Source organism: Paenibacillus sp. FSL H7-0735 (assembly GCF_038008505.1).
GTDB lineage: Bacteria > Bacillota > Bacilli > Paenibacillales > Paenibacillaceae > Paenibacillus_AQ > Paenibacillus_AQ odorifer.
The window spans coordinates 1,644,173-1,670,151 of sequence record NZ_JBBOZH010000001.1 but is presented as its reverse complement, the minus strand read 5'-3'; the positions used below and the strand labels follow the sequence as shown (position 1 = coordinate 1,670,151).

The window sequence follows — 25,979 nt, the reverse complement described above, 5'->3', positions numbered from 1 at the left end:
GTAGTTTAAGCGGCCTTAGTCCTAAATTCAATGGGACTGAGGCCGTTTAGTTTTGCCTGTAACCGTTCGTTATTATAAAAGTGAATGTAGGTATCAATATCTGTTTGGAGTTCTTCAAAGGTCTGGTAGGTATGTAAGTAGTACTTCTCACATTTCAATGTTCCCCAGAAGGATTCCATCGGCGAATTGTCAATGCAGCAGCCTACTCGGGACATGCTTTGCTTCAGTTCTGCATCGTCCAGCATCTTCTTAAAATGCAGAGAGGTATACTGGAAACCACGGTCGCTATGGAGTAAGGTTCGGCTCTCCGGTGCTGCCTGCAAAGCTAATTCCAGTGTGTTAAAAACTAGCGAATTATTATTGGAATGACCCAGAACGTAAGCAACAATGGACTTGTCATACAGATCTTTTATTGCACTTAAATACGCCTTCTTGCCGTTGCCGTATTTGAATTCCGTTACATCCGTTACCCATTTTTGGTTTGGAGCTTCAGCCTCAAAATTACGGTTCAGCACATTCTCTGCAACCTGCTGAGGCGTGGAGCCTACATACTTCTTTCTCTTTCTGCGGATGACTGACTGGATACCTTGGCATCTCATCAGCCGGTACACTCGCTTTGCGTTAATAGATTTATCCATTTGTCTGCGCAAATGCAGGGTCAATTGGCGATACCCAAAGGTTCGTTCCACCTTCTCATACAAGAGGAGCATGGCCTCTGTCAGTTTCTCGTTGTCAGCCTCTCGAAAACTGGGTTTGCGATTCAACCATTTGTAATAACTTGACCGTGAAATCCCTGCGATGTCACACAAAAGCCGAATGGAGCAAGACTGTTCCTGCTGAACAGCCTGAATGGCCAGGTAGATATTCACCTGGCGAATGGTTCTTAACGCCTCCTCTTTTCGAGTTCCTCTAACTTTTTTAGAAAAGCATTCTCCGCACGCAGGCGTGCATTCTCGTATTCCAGCTTTTGCATCGCGAGTTTGTGGCGATCTGCTTCCGTAAGTTCTTCAGGCGCTTTGGTGCGTCCTCTACCGTCTCGTAATGCCTCTTCACCACCTGCTTCGTACTTCTTTACCCAGCTATATACTTGTTGGTAAGACACGTGAAAATGGCTTGCCGCCTTCGCATAGTCTTCTCCGTTCGAAAGGCAGTACAGCACGATATTTATCCGTTCCTGCCAAGTGGTTACGCGTCCTTTGGTCATAGCTTTAGTTCCTCCTGAATGAGCTGTTAAGCTGTTGCTATGACCATTATACTTCCTAATCCAGTTGGCGAGTTGGGTTGCACTTGCAATCTTATACTTGCAGATGATTTGGTTTTGCGACAATCCTCCCTCGAGATAATCCTTAACGGCATAGAGTTTAAGTTCTGCAGAATACGTACGATTGTAGCTTCGGACTTCCAGCCCTTCGTATCCATACAATTGATAACGTTGCCGCCACTTCACTATAGAGTTTTTGGATATTCCATACTTCCGGGCCGCAGCTTTCAAACCAATGTCGCCCCGTTCAATTTCTTGGAGAATCGTTAACTTTTCCAGTGCTGTATACTTCTTTTGTTCCATAAAAATGCTCCCCATACAGCGACAGGTTTTTATTATTTCACCTGTCTACTATATGGGGAGCATATCATTTAGGGAACACCCCTTGTTGTTTAGAACGGACAGCTCCCCGGATGTTTAGATCTCGCTTTCGCTCAGCAGCCACTGAATGATAGAACGAACCATGACACCTGTTGCTCCCTTAGGATTAACTCCACGTTCTTTAGATACATATGCAGTGCCAGCAATATCTAGATGAATCCATGGCAAGCCCTCAGCAAACTCACCTACAAATAATCCGCCTGTAGTGGCTCCACCATATCTTCCAGCAGTGTTACGGATATCGGCAACCTCGCTCTTTAGCATCTCACGAAATTCCGGGTATGCCGGAAGCTGCCAGACCTTTTCCCCTGAATAGCTTGAAGCGGCCAGAAATCGCTCCAGAAACGCTTCATCATTAGTTACAGCACCTGTTGCTATATCTCCCAAAGTGGACAACACAGCGCCTGTCAGTGTAGCTACATCGATAATACGTTTCGCTCCCCATTCCCGAGCATAAGTCAGCGCATCTCCCAGTACAATTCTGCCTTCAGCGTCGGTATTCAACACTTCTATCGTTCGTCCGCTCATGGAGGTAATAACATCTCCAGGCTTAAAAGCATTGGCCGATGGCATATTCTCCGCAGATGGAATAACCATAACGACATTAATTCGTGGACGTAAGCGGCCAAGCGCCTCCATTACTCCGAGTACAGCCGCTGCCCCGCCCATATCACTAATCAGCTCTTCCATACCTGGTGCCCTTTTTAAGGAGATCCCGCCGGTGTCAAAGGTAACTCCCTTCCCTACAAGCCCCACTACGTTATCCCAATTTCCTGTCCCCTGATAACGGATGACGATCATTCGTGGAGGGTTTACACTTCCTTTTCCAACTGCGAGCAATCCGCCCATTCCTTTTTGCTCAATTTCCCGTTCATCCAGCACCTCAGAAGGAAAGCCATATCGCTCTGCAACCTCTATAGCGGCCACAGCAAGGTCTGAGGGGGTAAATAGATTACCAGGCATATTGGTCAAGCTCCGCGCCAAATTCGTGGCCTCACCGAAAGCTAGCCCCTTCTGAATGCCTTGAGTCCAATCCCGTCCGGCAGCACCCTCTAATTTCTCTTTTATAGTGAAAACAACTGATGTTGGGCCTGTATAAAAAGACTGCACCTGCTTATAGGTAGTCCGACGATAAGAACCAAGCAATAACCCTTCCGTCAGCGCATAAGCAGTAGAAGTCACATCCTTCTCTACGGTAAGCTCCTGTAAGGTGTCCGGTACTTCAAATACAAGCTTGAGCGCCTTCAAACGAAGCGCTGCACGAGCTGTCTGAGCCCCCATTTGCCTTAGATCCTCAGTCGTGAGAAGTTGGTCCCCCCTGCCAACCAAAATAACAACAGGACAACCAGATGAATTCTCAGCAGGTAGTACATAAGTCTGATTAAGCTTGCCTTTAAATAAACCCGTCTTTCCCAATAGGCGAATTCTGTCATCCCATCCTTCGGAAAAGCCTCCATTCTCGACCTCAGACTCAGAAATAATAAGGATAAGGGCATCACCCTGCACATTGTTGGCAACACCACTGTTGTATTCTATATTCATTGTGATTACCTCCATTTGTTTCCCAAAACCAACACCCATTGTAACATAACAAAGGCTGATCTCCGCATCTGTATTATCCGCAGGGATCAGCCTCTTATTACTTATTCTAATGGATTAATGGCAAAGAGATCACAAAATGAGTACCCTCGTTAACTCTGCTGCTAACAGAAATGCATCCGCCATGATTTTTGATGATGCGGTCACTTACGGAAAGACCCAATCCTGTACCATTCTCTTTGGTAGTAAAGAAAGGATTAAATAACCTGTCCAGTGTACGAATATCCATTCCTTTACCGTTGTCAGATATGAACATACGGACCTCAGAGCCTTCTCTGCGGGCACCAACCTCGATTTTCCCCATGGAATCATCTTCTCGATCCGCTACAGCCTCCATTGCATTTCTAATCATATTAAGCACGACTTGCTTCATCTGTTTGACATCGCCAGAAATCACCATGTCCTCTTGAAGAGGATGAAGATTGATCTGGCAGCCTTTCATTAAAGCTTCGCTCTCTGTAAGGAGAACAACCTCCTTGAGCAATGCGGACACGGGTATCATCCCCACCTGCGGAACTGACGGCTTAGAGGAGGACAGAAATTCATGGATAATATCGTTCGCACGATCGATCTCGGCCAATATAATTTTGGCATATTCCTCTTTCCCCAGCTGATGCAAGTATGGATGAAGCAGTTGAATAAATCCCCGGATCGCGGTCAACGGATTCCGGATTTCATGGGCAATAGATGCGGATAATTTGCCTAGCATAGCTAAGCTATCGTTCTGGTAAGCCGTTTGTTCGATTAACTTATAATCCGAGATTTCCTTGACAGTGAACAAATAACAGCCTTTCATTTGCTCTCCGCAGCATAAAGTAACCTTCCAGTAACGGCCATACTCGTCTAGAAACTCATAATTTGATTTTCCTTTGTATACCATCTCTCTGTAGCTCTGCAGTACTTGTTTTTTCTTGGAACGGCTCAGTCGAACATTAGACAGCAGATGGGAAAATGTGCAGCCCACAAGAGAGTGACGGGTAAGCTCGAGCATCCCGTACATTTGCTTATTTACAAAACTTATAACTCCCTCTTCATCAAAAAGCATGATTCCGCTGTCAATATTCTCTAGAACATCCTCGTATGTAGTATCCACAGGTCCAGTTTGATAGGTTCTTCCCGGTAATAGAAGACTTTCTTGATATTGGCTAATCACGATACGAAGTTCCCCCTTTTACTGCATTTGACGAAGACGCTTAAGCGACATCAAATTACTATGTATTTGAGTGTATGACGAAGCCGCCAGAACATTCGGTAATCGTTGCACTTTTTCCAACCGGTTCAATTATATTCCAATCATATCCAAGAGAACTAGACAACGCAATCGGAGAAACTGTCGAATGGTAAAAAAATTCATAAAATGATTCCAAAGACATATGAAACATCACATCAAATTATATTTATCGCTATTTATTCGCCTAAATGATTTAAAACAATCTAAAAAGGATTACGAAAAGCTAAAAAGGATTATAAAAAGCTAAAAAGCCCCCGCAATTGCGGAGGCTTACATGGAAAAATGGGGCATGCCCAAAAAATTAGTAATAAACTTATGCCTTTTGTTGCAGGCGTAGACGGCGCTGACTCATCACAGCTAACCTTTTTTTCAATTCCCGTTCCCACTTGGTATCCTCGATCTGTTTGGCTACAGCTAGCAGATCAAGCGCCATATCGATTTGATTGCGTACAACGGCTAGAGGATCTTCACTCTCGACGTTAATGACGTTCTCGAAAATTGCAGTTTCGTCTTCCATGACATAGTCCTGAAAGTCCACGTCGGTAACACCGTCTCCATGTGCATATTCCGCTAAGATCTCATATTCATTCTCGACCTTGTAGTGAACCTCCACACGATGACATACCGGACAAAAAAGCAGGGGAACATTATGGACTTGCGTGCGATAATGTTTTAGGGTCCCCTTTGTTCCTACCATACTCGCTCCACAGCAAAAGCTCATATTTGTTCGCCCTCCTTAGAAATAACCCTTTGATTGTTTATTATTGTATTACATTACCCCAATGGAGATTCCTCCACTCGAGGACATAATATAACTTTTCGCGCCTATTTTCAAATCTATTTAGATATACAAGATCTTTTGGTGCAAAAAACCCCCTTACAGAAAATTTTCTGCAAGGAGGTAGAAATCAGAATATCAAAGATCACTATGATAACGGTCTAAAATTTACAGATTCTTATCGCCCGGCTTCCAGTTCATTGGGCATAAACCACCAGATTGCAAGGCTTGCAGAACACGAAGAGTTTCTTCCACACTGCGGCCTACATCATTGTGGTTAACGACTTGATATTTCAATTCGCCTTCAGGATCGATAATGAACAAGCCACGCAATGCGATACCTTCTTCTTCAATCAGAATGCCATAGTCTTTAGAGACTTGTTTCGTAATATCAGCTGCAAGCGGGAAATTCAAACGACCCAGGCCGTTGGAATCCTTAGGGGTATTAATCCAAGCTTTGTGGCTGTGGATCGAATCGATGCTTGCGCCGAGAATCGCTGTATCAAGTGCTTCAAACTGCGCTGCTGCGTCACTGAGAGCTGTGATTTCAGTTGGACATACAAATGTGAAATCAAGCGGATAGAAGAAGAATACAAGCCATTTGCCACGATAATCAGACAAGCTTACTTTACCAAAATCCTTACCATCACCTGATACGGTTTCCATAGTAAAATCGGGAGCCGGTCTACCTACTAAACGTTCCGCCATTGCTAGAATCCTCCCTCTGATTATGTAAGAAAAAATACCATTTGTATCTCTCAATATACTGAAAAATGCTGAAATAGATAATATCTTGTCTACTTAACAAATGGTATCATCGCACAAAATCAAAGTCAAGATTAGATCAATTATTTATTTATAATTATTATAAATAGAAGATTAGGCTTTGCGGATTGCTGCAACAATCAGGTCGCCCATTTCAGTTGTACTGATCGCTTTGCTCTTATCCACGGCGATATCACTTGTACGGTGTCCTGCATCCAATACTGCAGCAACTGCCGCTTCGATTGCAGCAGCAGCATCCTCATAACCAAAGGTTAAGCGGAACATCAGGGCCAGCGACAAGATTGTTGCGATCGGGTTCGCAAGCCCTTGTCCGGCAATATCAGGAGCAGAGCCGTGAACGGGCTCGTAGAGACCATAGTTGCCGTCACCCATCGAAGCTGAAGCAAGCATACCGATAGAACCTGTCAGCATAGCAGCCTCGTCGCTCAAGATATCACCAAACATGTTCTCAGTAACGATAACGTCAAAGCTAGATGGACGGCGCAGCAGCTGCATTGCGCAGTTATCAACCAGTACATGCTCTACCTCTACCTCCGGATATTCTGGAGCGATCTTATTCACAACCTCACGCCACAAACGTGAAGTTTCAAGTACATTCGCTTTATCAACACTCGCCAGTTTATTACGGCGCTTGCCGGCAATCTCAAAAGCTTGGCGGACAATTCGTTCTACTTCCATTACGTTATACACACAGGTGTCCACAGCTTCTTCACCATGTTCTCCTTGACGGCGCAATTTATCTCCGAAGTAAATCCCGCCAGTCAGTTCGCGAACTACCATAAGATCTGTGCCTTCCAGGACTTCAGGCTTCAAAGTCGAAGCATCCTTAAGACAGTCAAATACGACAGCTGGACGCAGGTTGGAGAACAACCCCAGTGCTTTGCGAATTCCGAGCAGTCCGGTTTCGGGACGAAGCTCCTTTGGATTATTATCCCATTTCGGTCCACCAACAGCACCCAATAACACAGCATCTGCGCTACGACAGATTTCAAGTGTATCTTCCGGCAGCGGAGTGCCCTTCTCGTCTATAGCGATACCGCCAAATAATGCATGCTCTGTTTCAAATGCATAACCGAATACTTCTTCTGTTACTTTTAATACTTTTTCCGCTTCTGCTACAACTTCTGGTCCAATACCGTCCCCTGCGATAACGGCGATTTTTTTAACTTCACTCATCTCAGTCACTCCTCAAGTTTTCTGCTCTAACAGACATAGTTCTTCTTTATATTGTTGTATCATACCCAGTCGTAAAGGACAAAGATATAGATTCTATTGAGCTGATAGGTATAGCCTATAAACAATCAGGATCAGACCACCACCCTCAATGCTGAGCACATTTGCTCTTAGTTCTGAAGATGTTTACAATTAATATGAAGTCATCTATCAAAGGAGTGAATGCGAAGTGCATTATACAAAGCTTGGCAAATCCGGCATGAAGGTCAGTCGCCTATGTCTAGGAACGATGAATTTTGGCCCGCAGACGGATGAAAAAGAAGCCTTCCGCATCATGGACGCTGCACTGGATGCAGGTGTTAATTTTTTTGATACCGCTAACATTTACGGTTGGGGTGAAAATTCTGGCCTGACTGAAACCATTATTGGACGCTGGTTTAAGCAAGGCGGCGGGCGGCGGGAAAAGGTTGTACTAGCCACCAAAGTTTATGGAGCCATGAATGATAAGCTTGATGGTCCTAATGATGAAGAAGGATTATCCTCATATATCATTCGCCGCCATCTTGAAGGGTCCCTGCAGCGTCTTCAGACCGATCATATAGAATTGTACCAGATGCATCATATAGACCGCAGTACGTCCTGGGAAGAGCTCTGGGGGGCTTTCGAGCTGGCTGTGAATCAAGGCAAGATTGGTTATGTCGGTTCCAGTAACTTTGCAGGCTGGGATATCGCCGTAGCTCAACAAGAAGCTAAGGCTCGTGGTTTTCTTGGACTAGTCTCAGAGCAGCATAAATACAGTCTGACCTGTCGGCTTCCTGAACTTGAAGTTTTGCCAGCCGCTCGCCATCTGGGACTAGGTATTATTCCTTGGAGCCCACTCGATGGAGGTCTTCTCGGAAGAAATGCACTCAAAAAAATAGAGGGCAGCCGAAGTGGCGGAAATGCAGATCGTGTAGAGCAGCACAAGAGCCAGCTTGAGGCTTTTGCCAGCTTATGTATGGAGCTGGGAGAACCACAGGATAATGTCGCTCTTGCTTGGCTACTGGCTAATCCTGCTGTAACTGCTCCAATTATCGGCCCCCGCACCCTGGAGCAATTTGAGAGTGCGCTGCGCAGTCTTGAGATTGTGCTAGATGAAGCTGTGCTTAAACGACTAGATGAAATATTCCCTGGACCCGGCGGTGAAGCCCCTAAAGCGTATGCTTGGTAGGTAAGTTCTATCACAAAGGAGCTGAGGCCTCAGCAGAATCAATACGCTGAAGCCCCAGCTCCCTTTTATTCATACTTATTCAGCTGTGTCCACGGTCACACTTCCATTACTCGTGCTTAAGTCCACAGTATAAGTGGCTTTACCAAGCACAGCGGTACCATAGCTATCGCCGTCCCGATCCCAGGGTACATTCCCCTTCAGCGAGCCATTGCTTGTATCTGCAATAATCTTCGCATCCGACACGGCCGGCAAGCCCACTATAATCTTTCCATTACTGGATGTACATTTCCAGTTTCCGGTCACTGCTGAGTTTATAGTAATTTTGCCGTTGCTGCTCTTGGCTGACAACGCCCCATCAATGTTATCCAATACTATGGCTCCATTAGAGCTCACGAGTTCAACTTCACCTTGGATATTCTGTACGGATAGTGACCCATTGCTGGTATGCGCATCCACTTCGCCGACTATATCATGAATATTTAATGCACCATTACTTGTCTCAACCTCTATACCTGACTTTAGATTCCAGGCTTCTATAGAGCCATCACTTGTCTCAACCTCAACAGCAAGGTTATTGGGTGCACTTACATTTAGATAAGGACTTTTGGTATTGAATCCAAACTGAATGTTAGAGAACCAATTATGATCGGAATCAAGCTCCATAATCAGTGTATCTCCTTCAGTACTAACCTTCCATTTCTTTTCCAGTGCACTTTCAGCATCACTTTGCGATTTTCCAGGCAGCAGTAAACTTCCCTCATAATCCAAAGAGCTTCCAGCTACACCCTCAACCTTTACTTTTCCACTTGGAAGTACAATTTTGAGCGTCGTAATATTCTCTTTCACTTCCACATTCCCACTAAGCGGAGTTAGATGTGTATTACCGATCAGATTGCTGAGTGAACCTCCGGCCATTACTGTCTGAGCACCACTTGCTCCGATCAGCACAATAATTAACAGGATGGCCCAGCCGCTTACACGGCTTTTGACATCGGATTTGATAAAAAGTCTAATCAACATCTCAAGTCCGAATAAGACCAACAACGCCGGCCATAAAAAACCAAGCACCTCATAGCTGATCATATCATACTGAGCCATCACGATAATGACACCAAGGGCAATGCAGCCCAAGGCTGCTGTGAAACTTCCTATTTTCCATCTCCCCATAGTTAAATCCCCGTTTCTTATGCTCTCGTATTGTTCCTTAACATCTTCAGTCCGTACGCAATCAGACCCACTGATAATAGGATCGTGCCGATGTTGATCTCAGTCAGCATATCCCAAAGGGTAGGGAAAGCTGTGATTACCAACATGAGGAATCCAGCAACAACACAGCCGATTCCCACCCAAGCTGGATTGATCTCTTCATGCGGATATCCAGGCATAGAGGACATCCCCATGGTCCAAGGGGCTCCGAAGCTGTCTGGATGAAACATCATTCGTTCGTGTTCAGCAGCAGTTATTTTCATCCAAGCCGCCTTCTGCAGGGCATCAAACAATTGATAAAACCACAGCGCCGCCAGGGCAAACGGGAAGATCAAGGGCTCGGACGGAATAAACATTATACATAAGGACGCCCCGATCATAAACTGTAAACCCTGCTTTTTAAAGCCTAAGTACAAATGACCTACTCCAGGTACCATAGCCAGCATAAAAGTGAGCCAACGTCTCTTCTTAATCATAATACATCCTCCTAAAATTTGGGTAGCAAAACTTTAGCCAATTTAAACATCTATTAATGATCAATTATTTTATTTCTATCTCCCAAAGCCACCAAACCACTGGGTTACTGAATTCGACATATGGCCGTTTATTTCGGTAATGCCATAGGCCAAATTCTCAAATACCCCAAACTGCAACAATAACAAACTGAGGCAAGCAGCCACTCCATAATGAATCCATGAGGTTTTTGGGGCAGAACGACGTCTTACATTTGTCGCCTTAGTCGCTCGTGATCTGCGCCCTGTTTCGAGCTGCTCAATATGTGTCATAACATCTGCTGCGAGATCCGGGAAGTCCATCTGCGCCTGCAGCTGTTCTCTGTCAGCATCCATTTCCGACCACAGCTCCGACATTGCTTTGGCTTCCTCCAGCCACTCTGCGCAATCAGGACATGACTCTATGTGCAATCGGATACTCAGCTCCATCTCTGGAGACAGTAGGCCGTCTATATAATGTGGCATCCATTCCTTCACTATTGCACAATTCATCGCCATTCCTCCCTTTGTTTACGCATCATCTGTCTGGCTCGATAAAGCTGCGATTCGATTGTTTTCACGGAAACTCCCTTTTGCTCTGCAATCTCTTGGTAGGAATTCCGCTGAAAATAGTACAGCTGGACGACCGACCGGTACGGTTCCGCCAGACTGTTCACATTCTCTCCTAATTCAGCTGATGTTTCCTGCTCAAGTACCTCATGCTCCGGAGTTTGAGACGTTACCCAATCATTTTCTGTGTAATCAGCTGCACTTCGGTACTTCCACTCCCTATCGTTGGCCCGTTTCCAGTCCAGACAGGTGCGGTAGGCAATCCGATACAGCCATGTCGAGAAGGAGGACTGTCCTCTGAAAGAGGGGAGCGCTTTATATGCTTTTATAAAAACCTCCTGGGCCATATCTTTGGCCGATTCGGCTTCCCCTGTGATTTTGACGCATACTCTGTATACCATGCCTTGGTAACGTGTCACCAAATGCCCAAAGGCTTGATGTTGACCGTTCAGCACAGCAGCAATCCATTCTGCCTCTTCCAGCTTTCTCCCCTCCTTCACCTTCATAACGTTAGACGCCAGACAATCCTTCCCCCCTGCAACCTATGCATAAATTTTTTTGAATTTTTTGAAATAGGCCGAAGAGAGGAATATATAGTTTGTTGTCGAATAATGTTTAACTACTATGACTAAAAGAAAACTCTTCTTAATTATCGCATTGTTTCTTATTATACTCACTGGATTTCGTATCCTATGGGTAATGATTTCTCCACACACCACACAACCACCATTGATCAATGGGGTGTTGGATTTACGGGATCAAAATTTGAATCCGGACAAACTTCTTATTTTAAATGGGCAGTGGGAGTTCTACCCGGGTATGCTGCTTCCTTCATTCAACGAACAATCTCTAACCTCTGCTCCTACAAAATATATACAAGTCCCGGGGAACTGGAAAGATGCACTTAGCGATAGCGATAGTGATAAATCTGCTTTTGGCTACGGCTCCTATCGACTACGTGTGCTTACAGATAATAATAAGAAGCAATCTTATAGTCTTCTCATTTCCGGAGCTCGCTCTTCTTCAGAAGTGTATATCAATGGTGAACGGCTGGGCAGCTCTGGCACTCCTGCTGAGAGTAAAGAACACTATATGCCGTACATACTGCCTTATTCAGTATCATATACAACCGATAAAAGTGAACTTGAAATTGTGATCCATGTAGCCAACTATTCCTTTTCCCAAACGGGAGGAATTTCTAAAACGATTGTATTTGGCAGCGAAAAAGCTTTAACACAGGAAAGACTGATCTCTATTAGCCTACAGTTGCTATTATGTGTTGTTCTACTGCTTCACGCTGTATATGCTGTTATTTTATATATAATTGGGCTGCGGCAAAAGATGTTGATCTATTTTTTTCTGCTGGTAATATCCGCTATAACTACCGTACTCATAGATGATGACAGGCTTTTATTGCACGTATTTCCCTTGAACTATCAATGGAATTTCAAACTATTTTTTATCTCTTATATTGCTGTATTTATTTTTATCCTGCAGACAAGCAAACATCTTTTGTTCGCGGATTTAAAAATAAAAAGTATTCGTATCCTAACCATCCTGTCCATAGTAGACATCCTGTTCATATTATTTGGACCCGTTGTTCACTATTATGAATTTCACACACTGATTTTCGGCATAAATTTATTAGTTTTAGCATTAGGTGTCGTAATTCTTTTTCTGAGATCTATTGTTAAAAATTACGAAGGCTCTATTTTCCTGTTGTTATCCATGCTTGCCATCGTTAACAGCACACTTTGGGGAATGTTCAAGAATTATAACTGGGTCAACGTTACCTATTATCCTTTTGATCTAATTATCGCCTTTTTGTGCTTTGCGACTTTTGGATTTAAGCGATATCACTGGAATACTAAGGAGACAGAAAAACTGGCGCACAGCCTGCAGAGAAGTGTTACGCAAAAGGATGTTTTTTTGGCTAACACCTCACATGAATTAAAAAATCCGCTGTACAGTATCATTAACATTGCCGAAACTGTTCTGGACAGCGAGCGTGACACTGTAACGCATCAAAATGCTGAGAATTTAAAACTGCTCATTACCGTTGGAAGACGTATGTCCCTTCTGGTAGACGATCTGCTGGATCAATCCCAGCTCCGTGAAAGCAATATACAATTGCAGCTCAGAGAACTTAAGATTCAATCCTTCGCAGTGGGTGTGCTTGATATGTTCAAATTCTTAACAGAAGGGAAATCTTTAACCTTAATCTCAGAAATACCAGATTCATTCCCTTCTATTGTGGCTGATGAAAAAAGACTCATTCAGATCTTGTTCAATCTGCTTCAAAATGCTGTTAAATATACGACTGTAGGCACGATAAGAATCCATGCAGATATTCATAAAAAATCGGCGCAGATTCATATTACGGATACTGGTCTTGGCATGAACGAGGAGACGTTGCTCAGAGCTTTCCAGCCCTATGAACAGGGCGACTCCAGCATGAACGAAGTTAGCGGTGGCATCGGGCTTGGATTAAGCACCAGCAAGCAGTTAGTTGAACTTCACGGCGGGAAAATAAGTGTAGTCTCTACACTTGGAGAAGGTACTACCTTCACATTCACAATGCCGTTATACGATTCAACCAGCCGGGTATTGAATTCAGAACTGCCCTCTATGACTGAATTCTCGGACACGCCATCTATGATCACTTTATCCAAATTAACCGCGCCGGGTATCGTTTCATCAGCCCATGGCAGGAGACCCAAGCTTCTGGCTGTAGATGATGATCCGGTTAATCTAAAAATACTTACCAACGTACTTTCCATCAAGGACTATGAAATCGTTACGGTGACCAGCGGAAACGATGCTTTACTATTGCTGGATACCGCTCAGTGGGATTTAATTATTACAGATGTAATGATGCCACAAATGTCCGGGTATGAACTGGCGCATAGAATTCGTGAACGTTACACCATTGCTGAGCTTCCCATTTTGCTTCTGACGGCACGAAACCAACCAGAAGATATTTATACCGGATTCATTTCAGGTGCAAATGACTATGTAATGAAGCCTATGAATGCAATAGAGCTGAAGGCCCGTGTACGCTCCTTAACAGATCTAAAACAGTCCGTAAACGAACGGCTTCGTGTGGAAGCTGCCTATCTTCAAGCGCAAATACAACCACATTTCTTGTTCAACACATTAAATTCAATATCCGCGCTGGCCTCTTTTGATATTAATAGAATGAGTCACCTTGTGGATGCCTTCAGCTCTTATTTGCGTTTAAGCTTCAATTTCCTGAATGCTGAGCCTATGATACCGATTGAACGAGAGCTTGAGCTTGTTCATGCCTACCTCTACATAGAGAAGGAGCGCTTTGAAGATAGGATGACCATTCATTGGGATTATGAGGAAAGCTTGCATTTTCAGCTGCCGCCTCTGACTATACAGCCACTGGTTGAAAATGCTGTCCGGCACGGTATTTTGAGTCGCTCCCAAGGAGGAACGGTGTCCATAACCATCAAGGAACAAGCTGGCGATATTGAAATCACGATATCAGACAATGGCCAAGGCATGAAAAACGAACAACTCCAGCAGTTGCTCAGCAATCCGTCTAATGATGTACGAGGAATCGGATTTTTAAATACACATAAACGGCTGTTGCGGGTCTACGGAAAAGGGCTGCAGATTAAAAGCTCCGAAGGGAAAGGAACTTCTGTGAGTTTTATTATTCCTTCTGACAAAAAAAATCCGATTCGAAAACTTTCTGATTAACAGACAAACTATTGTGAACCCAAATATCAAGTAAGGATTCGACGTATTTTTGGCTAAAATACTATATCTGAGTGGTGATTAATAATGATTCAGGCAATATTAGTTGACGATGAACGGCTTGCCCTTGTGAAATTAGAGTTTATGTTAAAAAAAATACCATCCATACATATAGCCGCTTCCTATACGGACCCCTCGCAGGCCATTCAAGAGGCTCCGTCTTATCATCCTGACGTTATTTTTATTGATATTGAAATGCCTGAAATTAATGGTCTTCAAGCTGCCGAGATGCTCCAAGAGACCTGTCCAAACGCAAATATTATCTTTGTTACCGCGTATAACCATTATGCTGTGGAAGCCTTTGAGATCAATGCGCTCGATTATATTTTGAAGCCTGTGCGAAATGACCGACTACTGAAGGCCGTCCAACGGTTAGAAGAAAGATTGTCACTTGCCCCAAAACTCATCATTGCAACAGAAGAGGTAACCATTCGTTGTCTTCAATCGCTTCGTTTTGAACGAGGTGGACAATCTCTGAATAATCTGCGTTGGAGAACCTCTAAGGCCCAAGAGTTATTTGCTTTTTTGCTCCATAATCGCAACCGCTTTGTAAGTAAAGACATGCTGATTGAACTGCTGTGGCCTGACTTTAATCTGAAAAAGGCTTCTACCCATCTCTATACAACAATTTATCAAGTCCGGCAATGCTTAAAGCAGAATGAAGTCGACCTGCATATCAGCAACCTTAGCGGGGGGGAAGGCTATACCCTTGAAACCGGATCAATGTTGATCGATGTAGATAAGTGGGAACAGGGGATTCTGGCTCTGGAAACCATTAGTGAAGTTAATTGTGCGGAGCATCAAGTTTTATTCGAGCTTTATTCTGGAGATTACTTTGACGATTATGATTATTTATGGGCCGAAAGTGAGCGGCAACGCCTTCGTACCATTTGGCTGCACCATGCAATGGGCATTGCCCAATTTTATATAGAAAGCAACAGAATTGCCGAAGCCGTTACTGTCTATCAACGAGTAGTGCAGCTGCAGCCTTATTTTGAACAAGGGCATTTAGGATTAATGAAGGTCTACGACAGTATTGGAGAACGTTCCGCTGTGGAAGAGCAGTACAAGCTGCTCAAGGATTTGTTCCAAAAGGAACTTAACCTTGGCCTTCCAGCCAGCGTTGAGCACTGGTACGAGCAATGGGAACAGTTTAACCATAGAGTGCGATGAGCTAAATACCCTATCAAGACATAATAAAGACACCCGGATAAAACCGGGTGTCTTTATTATTACCTTCCTAGTTATTACGTTTGAATCGTCTTGTTAATACAAACCCTAGTAGTACCAGACTTCCACCTACCAAGTAGATCGGAAATGCGCTGTCTTCTCCCGTTTTCGGAAGCTGAGTCGGTTTATTGCTGTTATTTCCTGGCTTAGTGACTGTACCCTTTGGTACTTCCTCCACATCAATCTCTATGAGGATTTCTTCTTCATTTCCATTCTCATCTGTAACAATAATGGTGAACTTATCTTTACCAATATAGCCCGGATCAGGTGTGTAGACCCATTTGCCATCCTTAGTAATAATTACTTTACCATGTCCCGGCTCATCTCCCAGGCTTGGCACTCCCCCAAGTGGAATTTCACCTTCAATAGGAACATCTTCATTGGTAATCTCTTTCTGCACAGGTGGAGTTACCTGCGGAACAACAGGCGTACTAGTTGCCACAGGCTGGCTTGGAGTAGCTGTTGGCGTAACCGTTGGCGTTGCTGTCGACACTGGCGTTACCATCGGTGTTGGTGAAGGTGTTGCCACCACAACTGGTGTTGGTGTTGGCGTAGAAGTAACGACTACTTCCGGAGTCGGTGATGGTGTCCAGATAGGACCTGTCGGTTCCTCTGGCGTCGACGTTGGTGTTGCTGTCGGCGTCGACGTTGGTGTTGCTGTCGGCGTCGACGTTGGTGTTGCTGTTGGTGTCGACGTTGGTGTTGCTGTTGGCGTCGACGTTGGTGTTGCTGTCGGCGTCGACGTTGGTGTTGCTGTTGGCGTCGACGTTGGTGTTGCTGTTGGTGTCGACGTTGGCGTTGCTGTCGGCGTCGACGTTGGTGTTGCTGTTGGCGCTGGCGTTGGTGTTACCGTTGGTGCTGGCGTTACGGTCGGTATAGGCGTTGCTGTTGGTGTCGGAACTTTGTTTTTAACCTGAAGGCTTATCCCTGTCGTCGAAGAAATAGTCACTTCATGTGGTGTTTGATCAAGAACATAACCAGCAGGTGCTGTTTTCTCAATTAATACATATTTCCCACCTGTCAGTTTGGTAAATTCAAGTATCCCGTTTGTATCCGTCGTGCCTTCCTTAATCCAGATCTTATCGGCATCAACTACGCGATACAGATCAAAAACGGCCCCACTTAACACCTTGCTGGTATTCCCGTCTTCTACTTTGGTAATCGTCAACGGTCCTCTTACGCCGCTTCCTGTACCGGAGCCGCTAGAGAGCTTAACGATAATTTCCTCGGTGCTTACACCTGGAACTACCTTGATGTTTTTACCATCAAAACTAACCTGATTGGTTACCTTATCATTGTTTTGTGCTGTGATCAGGGAATCATATTTTAAAATATAAGCTTCGGAAATATCCTTGAGGAAACTAAGCTTAAAGCTTTCTTTTCCGTCATTATCCGTAGTGATTTCCAGCTTATAATCTGTACCACTCACCAATTCTTGGTTGGTGGATGTTACATCCCCATTGCTTGCAACTTTCGTTTTGTAGACATGGAATGTATTGGACAGCAGGATTTGATTGTCGCTTGGAATATCCGTAATTACCGCTTCTTTTACAAAAGATTGGTTACGGTTGATGTAAATCGTCCAATGAATTTTATTGCCATCCTGCGCACCTTCTTTGTTAACGTATTCCCCGCCCTGAGGGATATTAACAGAAGCTTGAAGTTTAGCGGACTCTACTTTCGTACCGTCATATAACGTAGCTGTATTTTTAATTTCATTCGAATCAATCGCTTGATCCGCGAACGTTGTTTTGAAAGTGACGTAGAACGCATAATTAATCGTTTTATTAAATGTCACCTTCAGCTCACTGCCATCCAGCTCCACTTTATAATCAGCGGAATTCACACTAGCTTGCGGAGAAGGATTTCCATCCTTTCCATACTCCCATTTATTCACTTTCACAGAATCCATATTTACAACTTGGCCAGCTGAAATGGTATCAACCAGTTGAGCTTGGCTTAACGTTTTCTGATTATAATTAGCCCCAATGTTCCAAGTGATCTCCTTAGTTACAGCATTGTAGGAACCACTCTTCTTCCCATTGTTTTTAACCTCATCTCTTGGATTAAAGGTTGCGGTCGATTCTTTATGCTTAGACTCCTTCACCCCATTAACCGTTTCTTTCCAATCGAGTGCACCTGTATTAGTGAATTGAGTTTTGCCCGGAGCCAGCCAATCATAGTTAAAGCTTGTTGTATAAGTAATTGTGTAAGGCTCATTTATCGGCGCATTAAAAGTAATCAAAAATCCATCGTTTACTGCAACCGGATCATGCGCATTGTAAACAACACTATGGACGGTAGCAGTTCCACCTTTAGTTGGTTGAACCTTTAATGTACCCGGGACAAGCTTTAATCCGGCATTGCCAAAAGTATCTGTCACCACTAAATTTTCCATAGTCTTGCTGTCATCGTTAATTTGGATAGTCCAATCGAGGGTCTTAGTCGCATAATTAACGTTGCTATAATTTTTATGGAGAATTTGCTGCTTGATATCACTGTAACCCGTTTCTGTTTTTCCATCATAAGTAATCTTGTTCGTAATCTTGCCATCATCAAATACTCTGCCATTTGCCTTTGTCTGATATTCAATACGGTAGGCAGAATTAATATCATTGTTAAATTTCAGATCAAAACCATTTAATCCCGTTGCAGTTGTTGGAGTTATTGTATATTCGCTTGAAGCGATTTCCGCGCTTTTAACCCCGTTGCCATTACTGTCGATCGTTACAGGATAAACTTTAACCGAGCTGAGAATCAGATCTTGGGTGTTATTGAATGTATCCTTCAAAATAGCATTTGCCGCTAAAATTGTTTTTTCATTGTAATTGAAATTAACAGCCCAGGAAATCACCTGATTCGCTGCATCGTATTTAGTGGACTCTTTCGATAGTGGTTTGCCACGTCCTACTGTAACTGTAGTGCTAGCCTTTTTAGAAAATCCGTTATCTCCTGTTAAGACTGCCTCATTCAAAAAGGTTTTCGCATCTACACCAGTACCAGTAATATCCGTAGAAAAGCCAATCCGGTAGGCCTTAGTAAGCGGGTTATCCGCAAATTTCAGCTTTAACTCTCCCAAAGTGGATCCTGTCACATCATACTTGCTGCTGTCCACTATATTGCCAAGACTCACAGTCCCATCGACCTTCACATCAAGCTCATAAACAGCAATAGATACCGTATTCAGTGATAATCCCGCAGGGAGTGTGTCTGTGACAACTGCATTTTTTACGCTTTCCAGTGCCTTATTCACATCAACCGTCCAAGCGATGCTTGTTGGGTTATAATACTGCGGCTTAGGCGAACCGTCTTTTTCTATAGTAGAGCTAACCTTCGGCTTAAAATTAAGCTCAATGGTCTGAGTACCGCCTTGTATCGGGAAAATCAGGGTTTGCTTCGTGGAGCCAGTAATCTTCTTGGAGCTCAAAAGTGACCTTACGGAGAAAGTCCCTCCCACCTTATCGTGGGTTTCGATATAAGCATTAAATGTAAATACAACGCGGTTAGTATTTTTGTCGACGGTATAAGTTCCTACAGGTTCATCGTCAAAAATAAGATCACCATTCAGATCGTTATAAAGTTCAAACTGTGTTGGAAGATCAAAGGTATAGGTGGACCCATCCTTATATCCATGCCCATCTGGAAGTGACCATGTATAGTTCAATTCCGAATAGGAATCAAGTTCATATACGCTTTCTGTAACCGTATTTGTGTATTTATCATCGGTGTATACAGCAAGCGTAACACTAGTAATGAGGTCATCTCCAATTACAGTACCGTTGCCACTCGCATATGCCTGCGAATTGACTCCAAAGCCAAAGCTGTAAGCCCATTGCGTCACAAGCAAGAATACTACGAGCAATGCGCTAATTTTCTTTTTTGATAACATTATTAAAAATGCCTCCTTTGTCACTCCGTTTATCGTGCTTTCCTAAGCTTTATCCTTTGAATCCCGTACTCTACTCCCCCGCATTAACCTCCTTGACTCTTTTTCATGATATAAATTTGCAACCTAACAACTATTGTAAATAGTCCATCTATACATAATCTGAACAGCATCCTATTACAGTCTTGGAGATCTTTTTATTGCAAAAAAAACAGGGATATGCGCAATAACTCGCATATCCCTGTCTTATTTACTACTTAGTGGAAAATAAAAATAACAACATTGTACATCTTATAGACTAGCGTGATCACGTTTGGTGTAAGTCTTACGCTTCTCCAGAAGCTTGTTCAGCGCATCAATATAAGCGCGGGCACTTGCTTCCAGAATATCGGTGCTAAGTCCACGGCCTTGTGCAGCTACTTCTCCCTGCGACAGTACTACATGAACCTCACCTTGCGCATCTTTACCACGGGAGACCGATTTAATCGAATAATCTCCAAGGGTAACTTCCTCATTCGTGGCTTTATCAATAGCATTGTAGATGGCATCTACTGAACCATTACCTTCTGCCTCAGCTACAATCGGCTGGTCTTCCGGACCCGCAATAATAACCTTGGCGGTTGGAACAGCTTCATTACCATAAGTAACGAACATCGTTTGCAGCTTAAAGACTTCTGGCGTATCAATTAATTTCTCTTCAATCAAAGCCAAAATGTCTTCATCTGATACTTCTTTTTTCTTATCTGCCAAATCCTTAAATCTAGAAAAAGCGGTGTTCAGCTCTTCTTCGGACACATCATACCCTAGATCACTCAACTTATCGCGGAAAGCGTGACGTCCAGAGTGTTTGCCGAGTACCAGCTTGCTCTCTTTAAGTCCAATAGTCTCCGGTGTCATGATCTCGTAGGTAGTTTTCTCTTTCAGCATCCCGTCCTGGTGAATACCCGATTCATGAGCAAATGCGTTAGCTCCTACAATCGCTTTATTCCCTGGAACCACCATACCTGTCAGCTTGCTGACCAGACGGCTTGTGCGAGAGATCTCGGATAACGTAAGCGATGTTTTTGCGCCAAAAAATTCAGCCCGTGTCTCAAGCGCTAGCGCAACTTCTTCAATCGCTGTGTTCCCGGCACGTTCACCGATACCGTTGATCGTTCCTTCGATCTGATCTGCACCATTCTGAATCGCAGCCAGCGTATTTGCTGTAGCCATACCAAGATCGTTATGACAATGGGCACTAAGCTGTACGCGTTCAATATCAGGCACATTCTCTTTTAGATATTTAAAGATAGCTCCGTACTCCGAAGGATTCAAATAACCTACAGTATCCGGGATATTAACAACATTAGCGCCTTCCCGGATAGCCATGCCGACCATTTCAGCCATGAAATCATACTCCGTACGGCCCGCGTCTTCTAATGAAAACTCGAGCTTAGGGAAATATTTTTTAGCGTATCGGATAGCAGACTGTGCAGTTTCCAACACCTGAGCCTTATCCATCCGTAGCTTATGCTGGCGGTGAATAGGAGATGTAGCTAGAAAAATATGAATACAAGGGTCCTGCGCTCCCTGTAGTGCTTCTTTTACAGCATCAATATCTGTCTCTCTAGAACGAGAAAGGCCGATTACCGTGACGTTCTTCACAGCTCTTGCCACCGCATTAACAGAAGCTAGATCACCTGGAGAAGCTGCAGGAAAACCCGCTTCCATGCGATCAATTCCCAGCTTCTCTAACTGGTAAGCGATCTCCACTTTCTCACGCGTGTTGAGGTTCACACCTGGTGACTGCTCTCCATCTCGCAGTGTCGTATCGAACACATAAATTTTCCGCATGCTAAGCACCTCCCAAAAATTGTGCTGAAACTCTCAAATGCGGCTCGCAAAGTCACGGCCGCATTTGAAGGTAATACTATTTAATCATAAGTATGATTATGATTATTTCTTAATCCAGTGCATCATTTCACGCAATTGGCTACCTACAACTTCTACTGGGTGAGCAGCTTCGTTGCGGCGAGTAGCGGTAAGGAAAGCACGTCCGGATTGGTTTTCAAGGATAAAGTCACGAGCGAATTTACCTTCTTGAATATCTGTCAGAACAGCTTTCATAGCTTTTTTAGTATCTTCAGTTACAATGCGTGGTCCAGTTACATAGTCACCGTACTCAGCAGTGTTACTGATGGAATCGCGCATGCTGGACAATCCGCCTTCGTATACCATGTCAACGATCAGCTTCAATTCGTGCAGACATTCGAAGTAAGCCATTTCAGGAGCATATCCTGCTTCAGTCAATGTTTCGAAGCCAGCTTTGATCAGTGCGGATACACCACCGCAAAGTACAGCTTGTTCACCGAACAAGTCAGTTTCGGTTTCTTCACGGAAAGAAGTTTCGATAACCCCTGCACGTGTACAGCCGATACCTTTTGCATAAGCAAGACCGATTTCTTTAGCTTTTCCAGTTGCATCTTGTTCGATAGCAATCAAGCCAGGAACGCCAAAGCCTTCAACATAAGTACGACGAACCATGTGACCTGGAGATTTTGGTGCTACAAGCAGCACGTCTGCATCTTTAGGAGCAACGATTTGTCCAAAGTGTACGTTAAAGCCGTGGGAGAACATCAAAGCTGCGCCTTTTTTGAGGTTTGGTTCTACTTCATTTTTATATACCGAAGCCTGTGTTTCATCTGGCATTAGGATTTGCACAACATCTGCACGGGATACTGCTTCAGCAACTGGCAATACTTCAAAACCGTCATTTTTCGCAGTTTCAAAAGATTTACCTTCACGAAGACCGATCACAACTTGAAGACCACTGTCACGCAGGTTTTGTGCTTGGGCATGTCCTTGGCTACCGTACCCGATTACCGCAATTGTCTTTCCTTTTAATACACTAAGTTCTGCATCCTGTTCATAGTACGTTGTAACTGCCATTGTCAATATCCTCCTTTAATTTGAGACCCATCATAAAGAGCGGGTGCTTCAAGAGAACTGGATTCATAGAAGATCTAGCTGCTCCTCAAGCTCCCGCTCTTTAGCGGGAAGTTCATTCATATCATATCAGATTAATGCAATCAAGCAGTAATCCGTTAAAGTCGCAAAATAAAATATTTAAGAGTTACCGCGTACCATAGCCGTAATACCCGTGCGAGACAGCTCTCTGATTCCATAAGGTTTCAAAAGCTCGATCATCGCATCAATCTTCACTGTATCTCCAACTACCTGTACTAACAATGTAGTGCTGCCAATATCAACAACTGAAGCCCGGAAGGTTTCTACAACGCCCATAATTTCCGGACGCTCACTTGGATCAGCATTCACTTTAATCAGAGCCAGCTCACGAGCAACCATTGGCTTAGATCCAAGATCAACGACTTTAATTACATCAATTAACTTGTAGAGCTGCTTCTCGATTTGTTCAAGCGTATGCTGGTCTCCAAGAGTAACGATAACCATCCGGGACAATCCAACCTCTTCAGACTGGCCAACCGTAATGCTCTCAATATTAAATCCGCGGCGACCGAACAAACCCGACACCCGTTGAAGCACACCCGGCTGGTCATTTACGAGTACAGAAATCGTATGTCTTGTCACTGTTATTCATCCCCCATCAGCATATGATCGATGGTTGAACCTTGAGTTACCATCGGGTAGACATTCTCGTCTTTTGGAACAACGAATTCTACCAATACTGGACCCGGTGTTTCCAGTGCCTTCTGCCATGCATCACGTGCTTCTTCCTTATTCGTCGCCCGTAGACCTTTTACGCCATAGGCCTCAGCCAGCTTAACGAAGTCCGGACTGCCTGCGAGATCTGTAAAGCTGTAACGTTTATCATAGATAAGATTCTGCCATTGGCGAACCATGCCAAGCACCTGATTGTTAATTACTACAATTTTGACTGGTATATTGTTAATCGCACATATTGCTAGCTCTTGGGAACACATTTGCATGCCGCCATCACCATTAATCGATACTACCAACCGTTCAGGATGTGCCATCTGTGCACCGATAGCTGACGGGAATCCGAAGCCCATCGTTCCAAGACCGCCTGAAGTAATCCATGAACGCGGATGATTGAACTTATAGTATTGTGCAGCCCACATTTGATGCTGACCAACATCCGTTGTGACAATCGCTTCACCTTTAGTGGTGTCATTGATCATTTCAATCACCCATTGTGGTTTAAGCTCTGTTTCTGAATCCTTATACCGAAGCGGCTGATCTAGCTTCCACTGAGTAATCTGTGTTCTCCAAGCATCAGCATTAGATGCGCGGCCAACCTCAGGATTCAGCATTTCCAATACAGTTTTCACATCGCCTACAATCGGAATATCAGGCGATACATTTTTCCCGATTTCTGCAGGGTCTATATCGATATGCACGATTTTGGCTTTTGGCGCGAAGCCGTCCAGTCTGCCAGTAACACGATCATCAAAACGTGCACCAATATTAATAAGTAAATCGCACTGTTGGATCGCATTATTCGCGGTATACGTACCATGCATACCCGGCATTCCCATCCAAAGTTCTTCTGCACTAGGGAAAGCTCCGAGACCCAGCAAGGTTGTAGTAATGGGAATCTCTGTCCGTTTCACGAATTCGAACATAGCTTCATGTGCTCCGGAGTAAATAACTCCACCACCTGCAATGATGATCGGACGTTCAGCAACCGCAATCGCACGAACCAATTTATCAAGCTGCAGTTTGTTTGGAACTGTACAAGGATTGTAGCCCCGAAGATTCACTGTTTTCACTGGTGTGAACAACGTCTTCGCTGCTGACACGTCTTTCGGAATATCGATCAACACTGGACCTTTACGACCGGTATTCGCCACATGAAAAGCTTCATGTATAACACGCGGAAGATCCTCAACATCTCTTACAAAGTAGCTATGCTTAGTGATTGGCATCGTTATCCCGGTAATGTCTGCTTCCTGGAAAGCATCTGTACCGATCAGGCTGGAGAATACGTTACCTGTGATTACAACCAATGGAGTGGAGTCCATATATGCTGTAGCAATACCTGTTACAAGATTCGTTGCTCCGGGACCTGAGGTGGCTATACATACCCCTGGTTTGCCACTTGCTCTAGCGTAACCGTCAGCTGCATGAATAGCACCTTGCTCATGACGTGTTAACACGTGATTGAAATCCGTAAAACCGTACAATGCATCATAGATGTACAGTACAGCTCCACCCGGATATCCGAATACAGTGTCTACACCTTCTAATACAAGGCTGCGGAGTAATATCTCGGAACCGGAAATGACCTCCGGCTCCATCCATTTTTCTTTTAACTGCTCAGTAGACCGTAATTCCGGTATTTGCGCGCTCATCAGTATTCCTCCTCCGATATTTAACATTCATTATGCAAATGACGGACCGTCCTTTATACATCAGCAAATGGTTCTTAATAAAACAAAAAAACCTTTCGCCTCCCACGCACAGTATTAGCGCGTGAGGGACGAAAGGTTGATCTTCCGTGGTACCACCCATGTTTGCATTACATCTCGCGATGCAACGCCTTATCAGGTATACAAAAATCCATCGATGTAGGCAAGGGCCCTAATCTCTGTAACCTGAAGTCCCTAACGCGGACTAAACGATTTCCCCTAATAATTCCACCACTCTAGCCAGTGGACCTTTCAGGAAAACAGCTCCGAGGTGAGCTCGTATATAAGGGATTTCGGTGGAGGTTGCAGCAGATCCTCACACTCTCTGAGCAAAAGAGCCCTTAAAACTTCGTCCTCATCATTGCCGATACATGTATGTTCGATAAAATGTTTAGACACATTATATGATTCCTAACATGGATAAGTCAATACCCTTATTTTTAATATTGTCACAACTCCTACTTCTACGTGCTGGGAACCCCCACCACGCTCCCGACATATGATGTACGACAATGCGTAGAAAGGGGGCGCTCTATGATCCGTTATCGTCGACCCAAGCAGGATGACGTCATTATCCTTGATTTAATCGAGCGACAGCTTGTACCATTATCTCATTTGCCAAAGACTGAGATTGCCAAAATCAAAAAAGATATCCCCCGTCGTCTGGGACACGGTATCACCTTAGTCGCCTGTCCCGACTATGAGAGTGATCCAATGGGGTTTGTCCATTTCCTGCTGCATGGTGATTTACTTTATATCGATATGTTAGCCATAGCACCCGCAGCACGGCGCAAACACTTGGGGAATATGCTCATGGATCGAGCAGAACGATTTGCACTATCACGCGGATGTCATCGGGCTAAGGTATCCGTCGATTTAGGAAATACAGCAGCTCTTGCCTTTTATCAAAAATTGGGCTACAGCGTAGCCCGTTATCAATCCCTAAGCTTCTGTTACGAACTGGAAAAAAGGTTCATCTAATTAAATCAAACTCAACTGAA

The 25,979-nt window shown here is 44.1% G+C and carries 19 protein-coding genes; 4 read left to right on the top strand and 15 right to left on the bottom strand.

The genetic code is table 11. The annotated features are described in order from the left end of the window. Positions 1-5 precede the first annotated feature (5 nt). The 6 genes from NSS82_RS07670 to leuB form a co-directional block, all read right to left on the bottom strand. A protein-coding gene (locus NSS82_RS07670; RefSeq protein ID WP_094903917.1) for an IS3 family transposase occupies positions 6-1,564 on the bottom strand; the annotation gives its coding sequence in 2 pieces (ribosomal slippage) (positions 6-931 and positions 931-1,564; 1,560 coding nt in all). A 114-nt stretch (positions 1,565-1,678) separates the two neighbouring features. Then, a complete protein-coding gene (locus NSS82_RS07665) occupies positions 1,679-3,184 on the bottom strand; it encodes a leucyl aminopeptidase (RefSeq protein WP_143761325.1) in 1,506 nt (501 codons plus the stop codon). Between the two features lie 106 nt (positions 3,185-3,290). Beyond that, positions 3,291-4,394, bottom strand: a complete 1,104-nt coding sequence (locus tag NSS82_RS07660; protein ID WP_036680098.1) for an ATP-binding protein — start codon at positions 4,392-4,394, stop codon at positions 3,291-3,293. A 391-nt stretch (positions 4,395-4,785) separates the two neighbouring features. Further along, positions 4,786-5,193 (bottom strand): hypothetical protein, encoded by a 408-nt coding sequence (locus NSS82_RS07655; RefSeq protein WP_036680100.1) that lies wholly within the window; start codon positions 5,191-5,193, stop codon positions 4,786-4,788. A gap of 225 nt (positions 5,194-5,418) precedes the next feature. Next, positions 5,419-5,958, bottom strand: a complete 540-nt coding sequence (locus tag NSS82_RS07650) for a peroxiredoxin (RefSeq protein WP_036680102.1) — start codon at positions 5,956-5,958, stop codon at positions 5,419-5,421. Positions 5,959-6,129: 171 nt separating this feature from the next. Beyond that, positions 6,130-7,212, bottom strand: coding sequence for a 3-isopropylmalate dehydrogenase (leuB, locus tag NSS82_RS07645; protein ID WP_036680106.1), 1,083 nt, complete (start codon positions 7,210-7,212; stop codon positions 6,130-6,132). A gap of 226 nt (positions 7,213-7,438) precedes the next feature. Between leuB and NSS82_RS07640 the strand changes: the two genes are divergently transcribed. Continuing rightward, positions 7,439-8,419 carry an aldo/keto reductase gene (locus NSS82_RS07640; protein WP_076273450.1) on the top strand — a complete coding sequence of 327 codons (981 nt, stop codon included), beginning with the start codon at positions 7,439-7,441 and terminating at the stop codon, positions 8,417-8,419. 75 nt (positions 8,420-8,494) lie between these two features. Here NSS82_RS07640 and NSS82_RS07635 read toward each other — a convergent pair whose 3' ends face one another. The 4 genes from NSS82_RS07635 to NSS82_RS07620 all read right to left on the bottom strand — a co-directional run bounded on the left by NSS82_RS07635 (position 8,495) and on the right by NSS82_RS07620 (position 11,192). Beyond that, on the bottom strand, positions 8,495-9,586 hold the full coding sequence (locus NSS82_RS07635) for a DUF4097 family beta strand repeat-containing protein (RefSeq protein ID WP_038569223.1): 1,092 nt from the start codon (positions 9,584-9,586) through the stop codon (positions 8,495-8,497). 17 nt (positions 9,587-9,603) lie between these two features. Then, positions 9,604-10,101 carry a hypothetical protein gene (locus NSS82_RS07630; RefSeq protein ID WP_036680114.1) on the bottom strand — a complete coding sequence of 166 codons (498 nt, stop codon included), beginning with the start codon at positions 10,099-10,101 and terminating at the stop codon, positions 9,604-9,606. Between the two features lie 75 nt (positions 10,102-10,176). Beyond that, positions 10,177-10,629, bottom strand: a complete 453-nt coding sequence (locus tag NSS82_RS07625; RefSeq protein WP_038569222.1) for an anti-sigma factor family protein — start codon at positions 10,627-10,629, stop codon at positions 10,177-10,179. Next, positions 10,626-11,192, bottom strand: a complete 567-nt coding sequence (locus NSS82_RS07620; protein ID WP_051491104.1) for an RNA polymerase sigma factor — start codon at positions 11,190-11,192, stop codon at positions 10,626-10,628. The genes NSS82_RS07625 and NSS82_RS07620 overlap by 4 nt, the downstream gene beginning before the upstream one ends. Positions 11,193-11,310: 118 nt before the next feature. On the opposite strand from NSS82_RS07620, the gene NSS82_RS07615 reads away from it, so the two are divergent. After that, the gene (locus NSS82_RS07615) at positions 11,311-14,415 is read left to right on the top strand and encodes a hybrid sensor histidine kinase/response regulator (protein ID WP_076273451.1); all 3,105 of its coding nucleotides are present in this window, start codon (positions 11,311-11,313) and stop codon (positions 14,413-14,415) included. Positions 14,416-14,499: 84 nt separating this feature from the next. Further along, positions 14,500-15,645, top strand: a complete 1,146-nt coding sequence (locus tag NSS82_RS07610) for a response regulator (RefSeq protein WP_051491105.1) — start codon at positions 14,500-14,502, stop codon at positions 15,643-15,645. 67 nt (positions 15,646-15,712) lie between these two features. Here the strand turns inward: NSS82_RS07610 and NSS82_RS07605 are convergent, their stop codons facing one another. From NSS82_RS07605 to ilvB, 5 genes are all read right to left on the bottom strand, one after another. After that, entirely contained in the window at positions 15,713-19,591 is a 3,879-nt protein-coding gene (locus tag NSS82_RS07605; protein WP_076273452.1) for a collagen binding domain-containing protein, read from the bottom strand. 288 nt (positions 19,592-19,879) lie between these two features. Then, positions 19,880-21,421, bottom strand: coding sequence for a 2-isopropylmalate synthase (locus tag NSS82_RS07600; RefSeq protein ID WP_036679482.1), 1,542 nt, complete (start codon positions 21,419-21,421; stop codon positions 19,880-19,882). Between the two features lie 102 nt (positions 21,422-21,523). Then, entirely contained in the window at positions 21,524-22,516 is a 993-nt protein-coding gene (ilvC, locus tag NSS82_RS07595; protein WP_036679485.1) for a ketol-acid reductoisomerase, read from the bottom strand. Between the two features lie 177 nt (positions 22,517-22,693). Beyond that, on the bottom strand, positions 22,694-23,182 hold the full coding sequence (gene ilvN / locus NSS82_RS07590; protein ID WP_170914191.1) for an acetolactate synthase small subunit: 489 nt from the start codon (positions 23,180-23,182) through the stop codon (positions 22,694-22,696). After that, the gene (ilvB, locus tag NSS82_RS07585) at positions 23,179-24,921 is read right to left on the bottom strand and encodes a biosynthetic-type acetolactate synthase large subunit (protein WP_076273453.1); all 1,743 of its coding nucleotides are present in this window, start codon (positions 24,919-24,921) and stop codon (positions 23,179-23,181) included. Before ilvB ends, ilvN begins: the two co-directional genes overlap by 4 nt. Before the next feature lie 591 nt (positions 24,922-25,512). Here ilvB and NSS82_RS07580 point away from each other — a divergent pair. Continuing rightward, entirely contained in the window at positions 25,513-25,959 is a 447-nt protein-coding gene (locus tag NSS82_RS07580) for a GNAT family N-acetyltransferase (RefSeq protein WP_036679492.1), read from the top strand. Positions 25,960-25,979 lie beyond the last annotated feature (20 nt).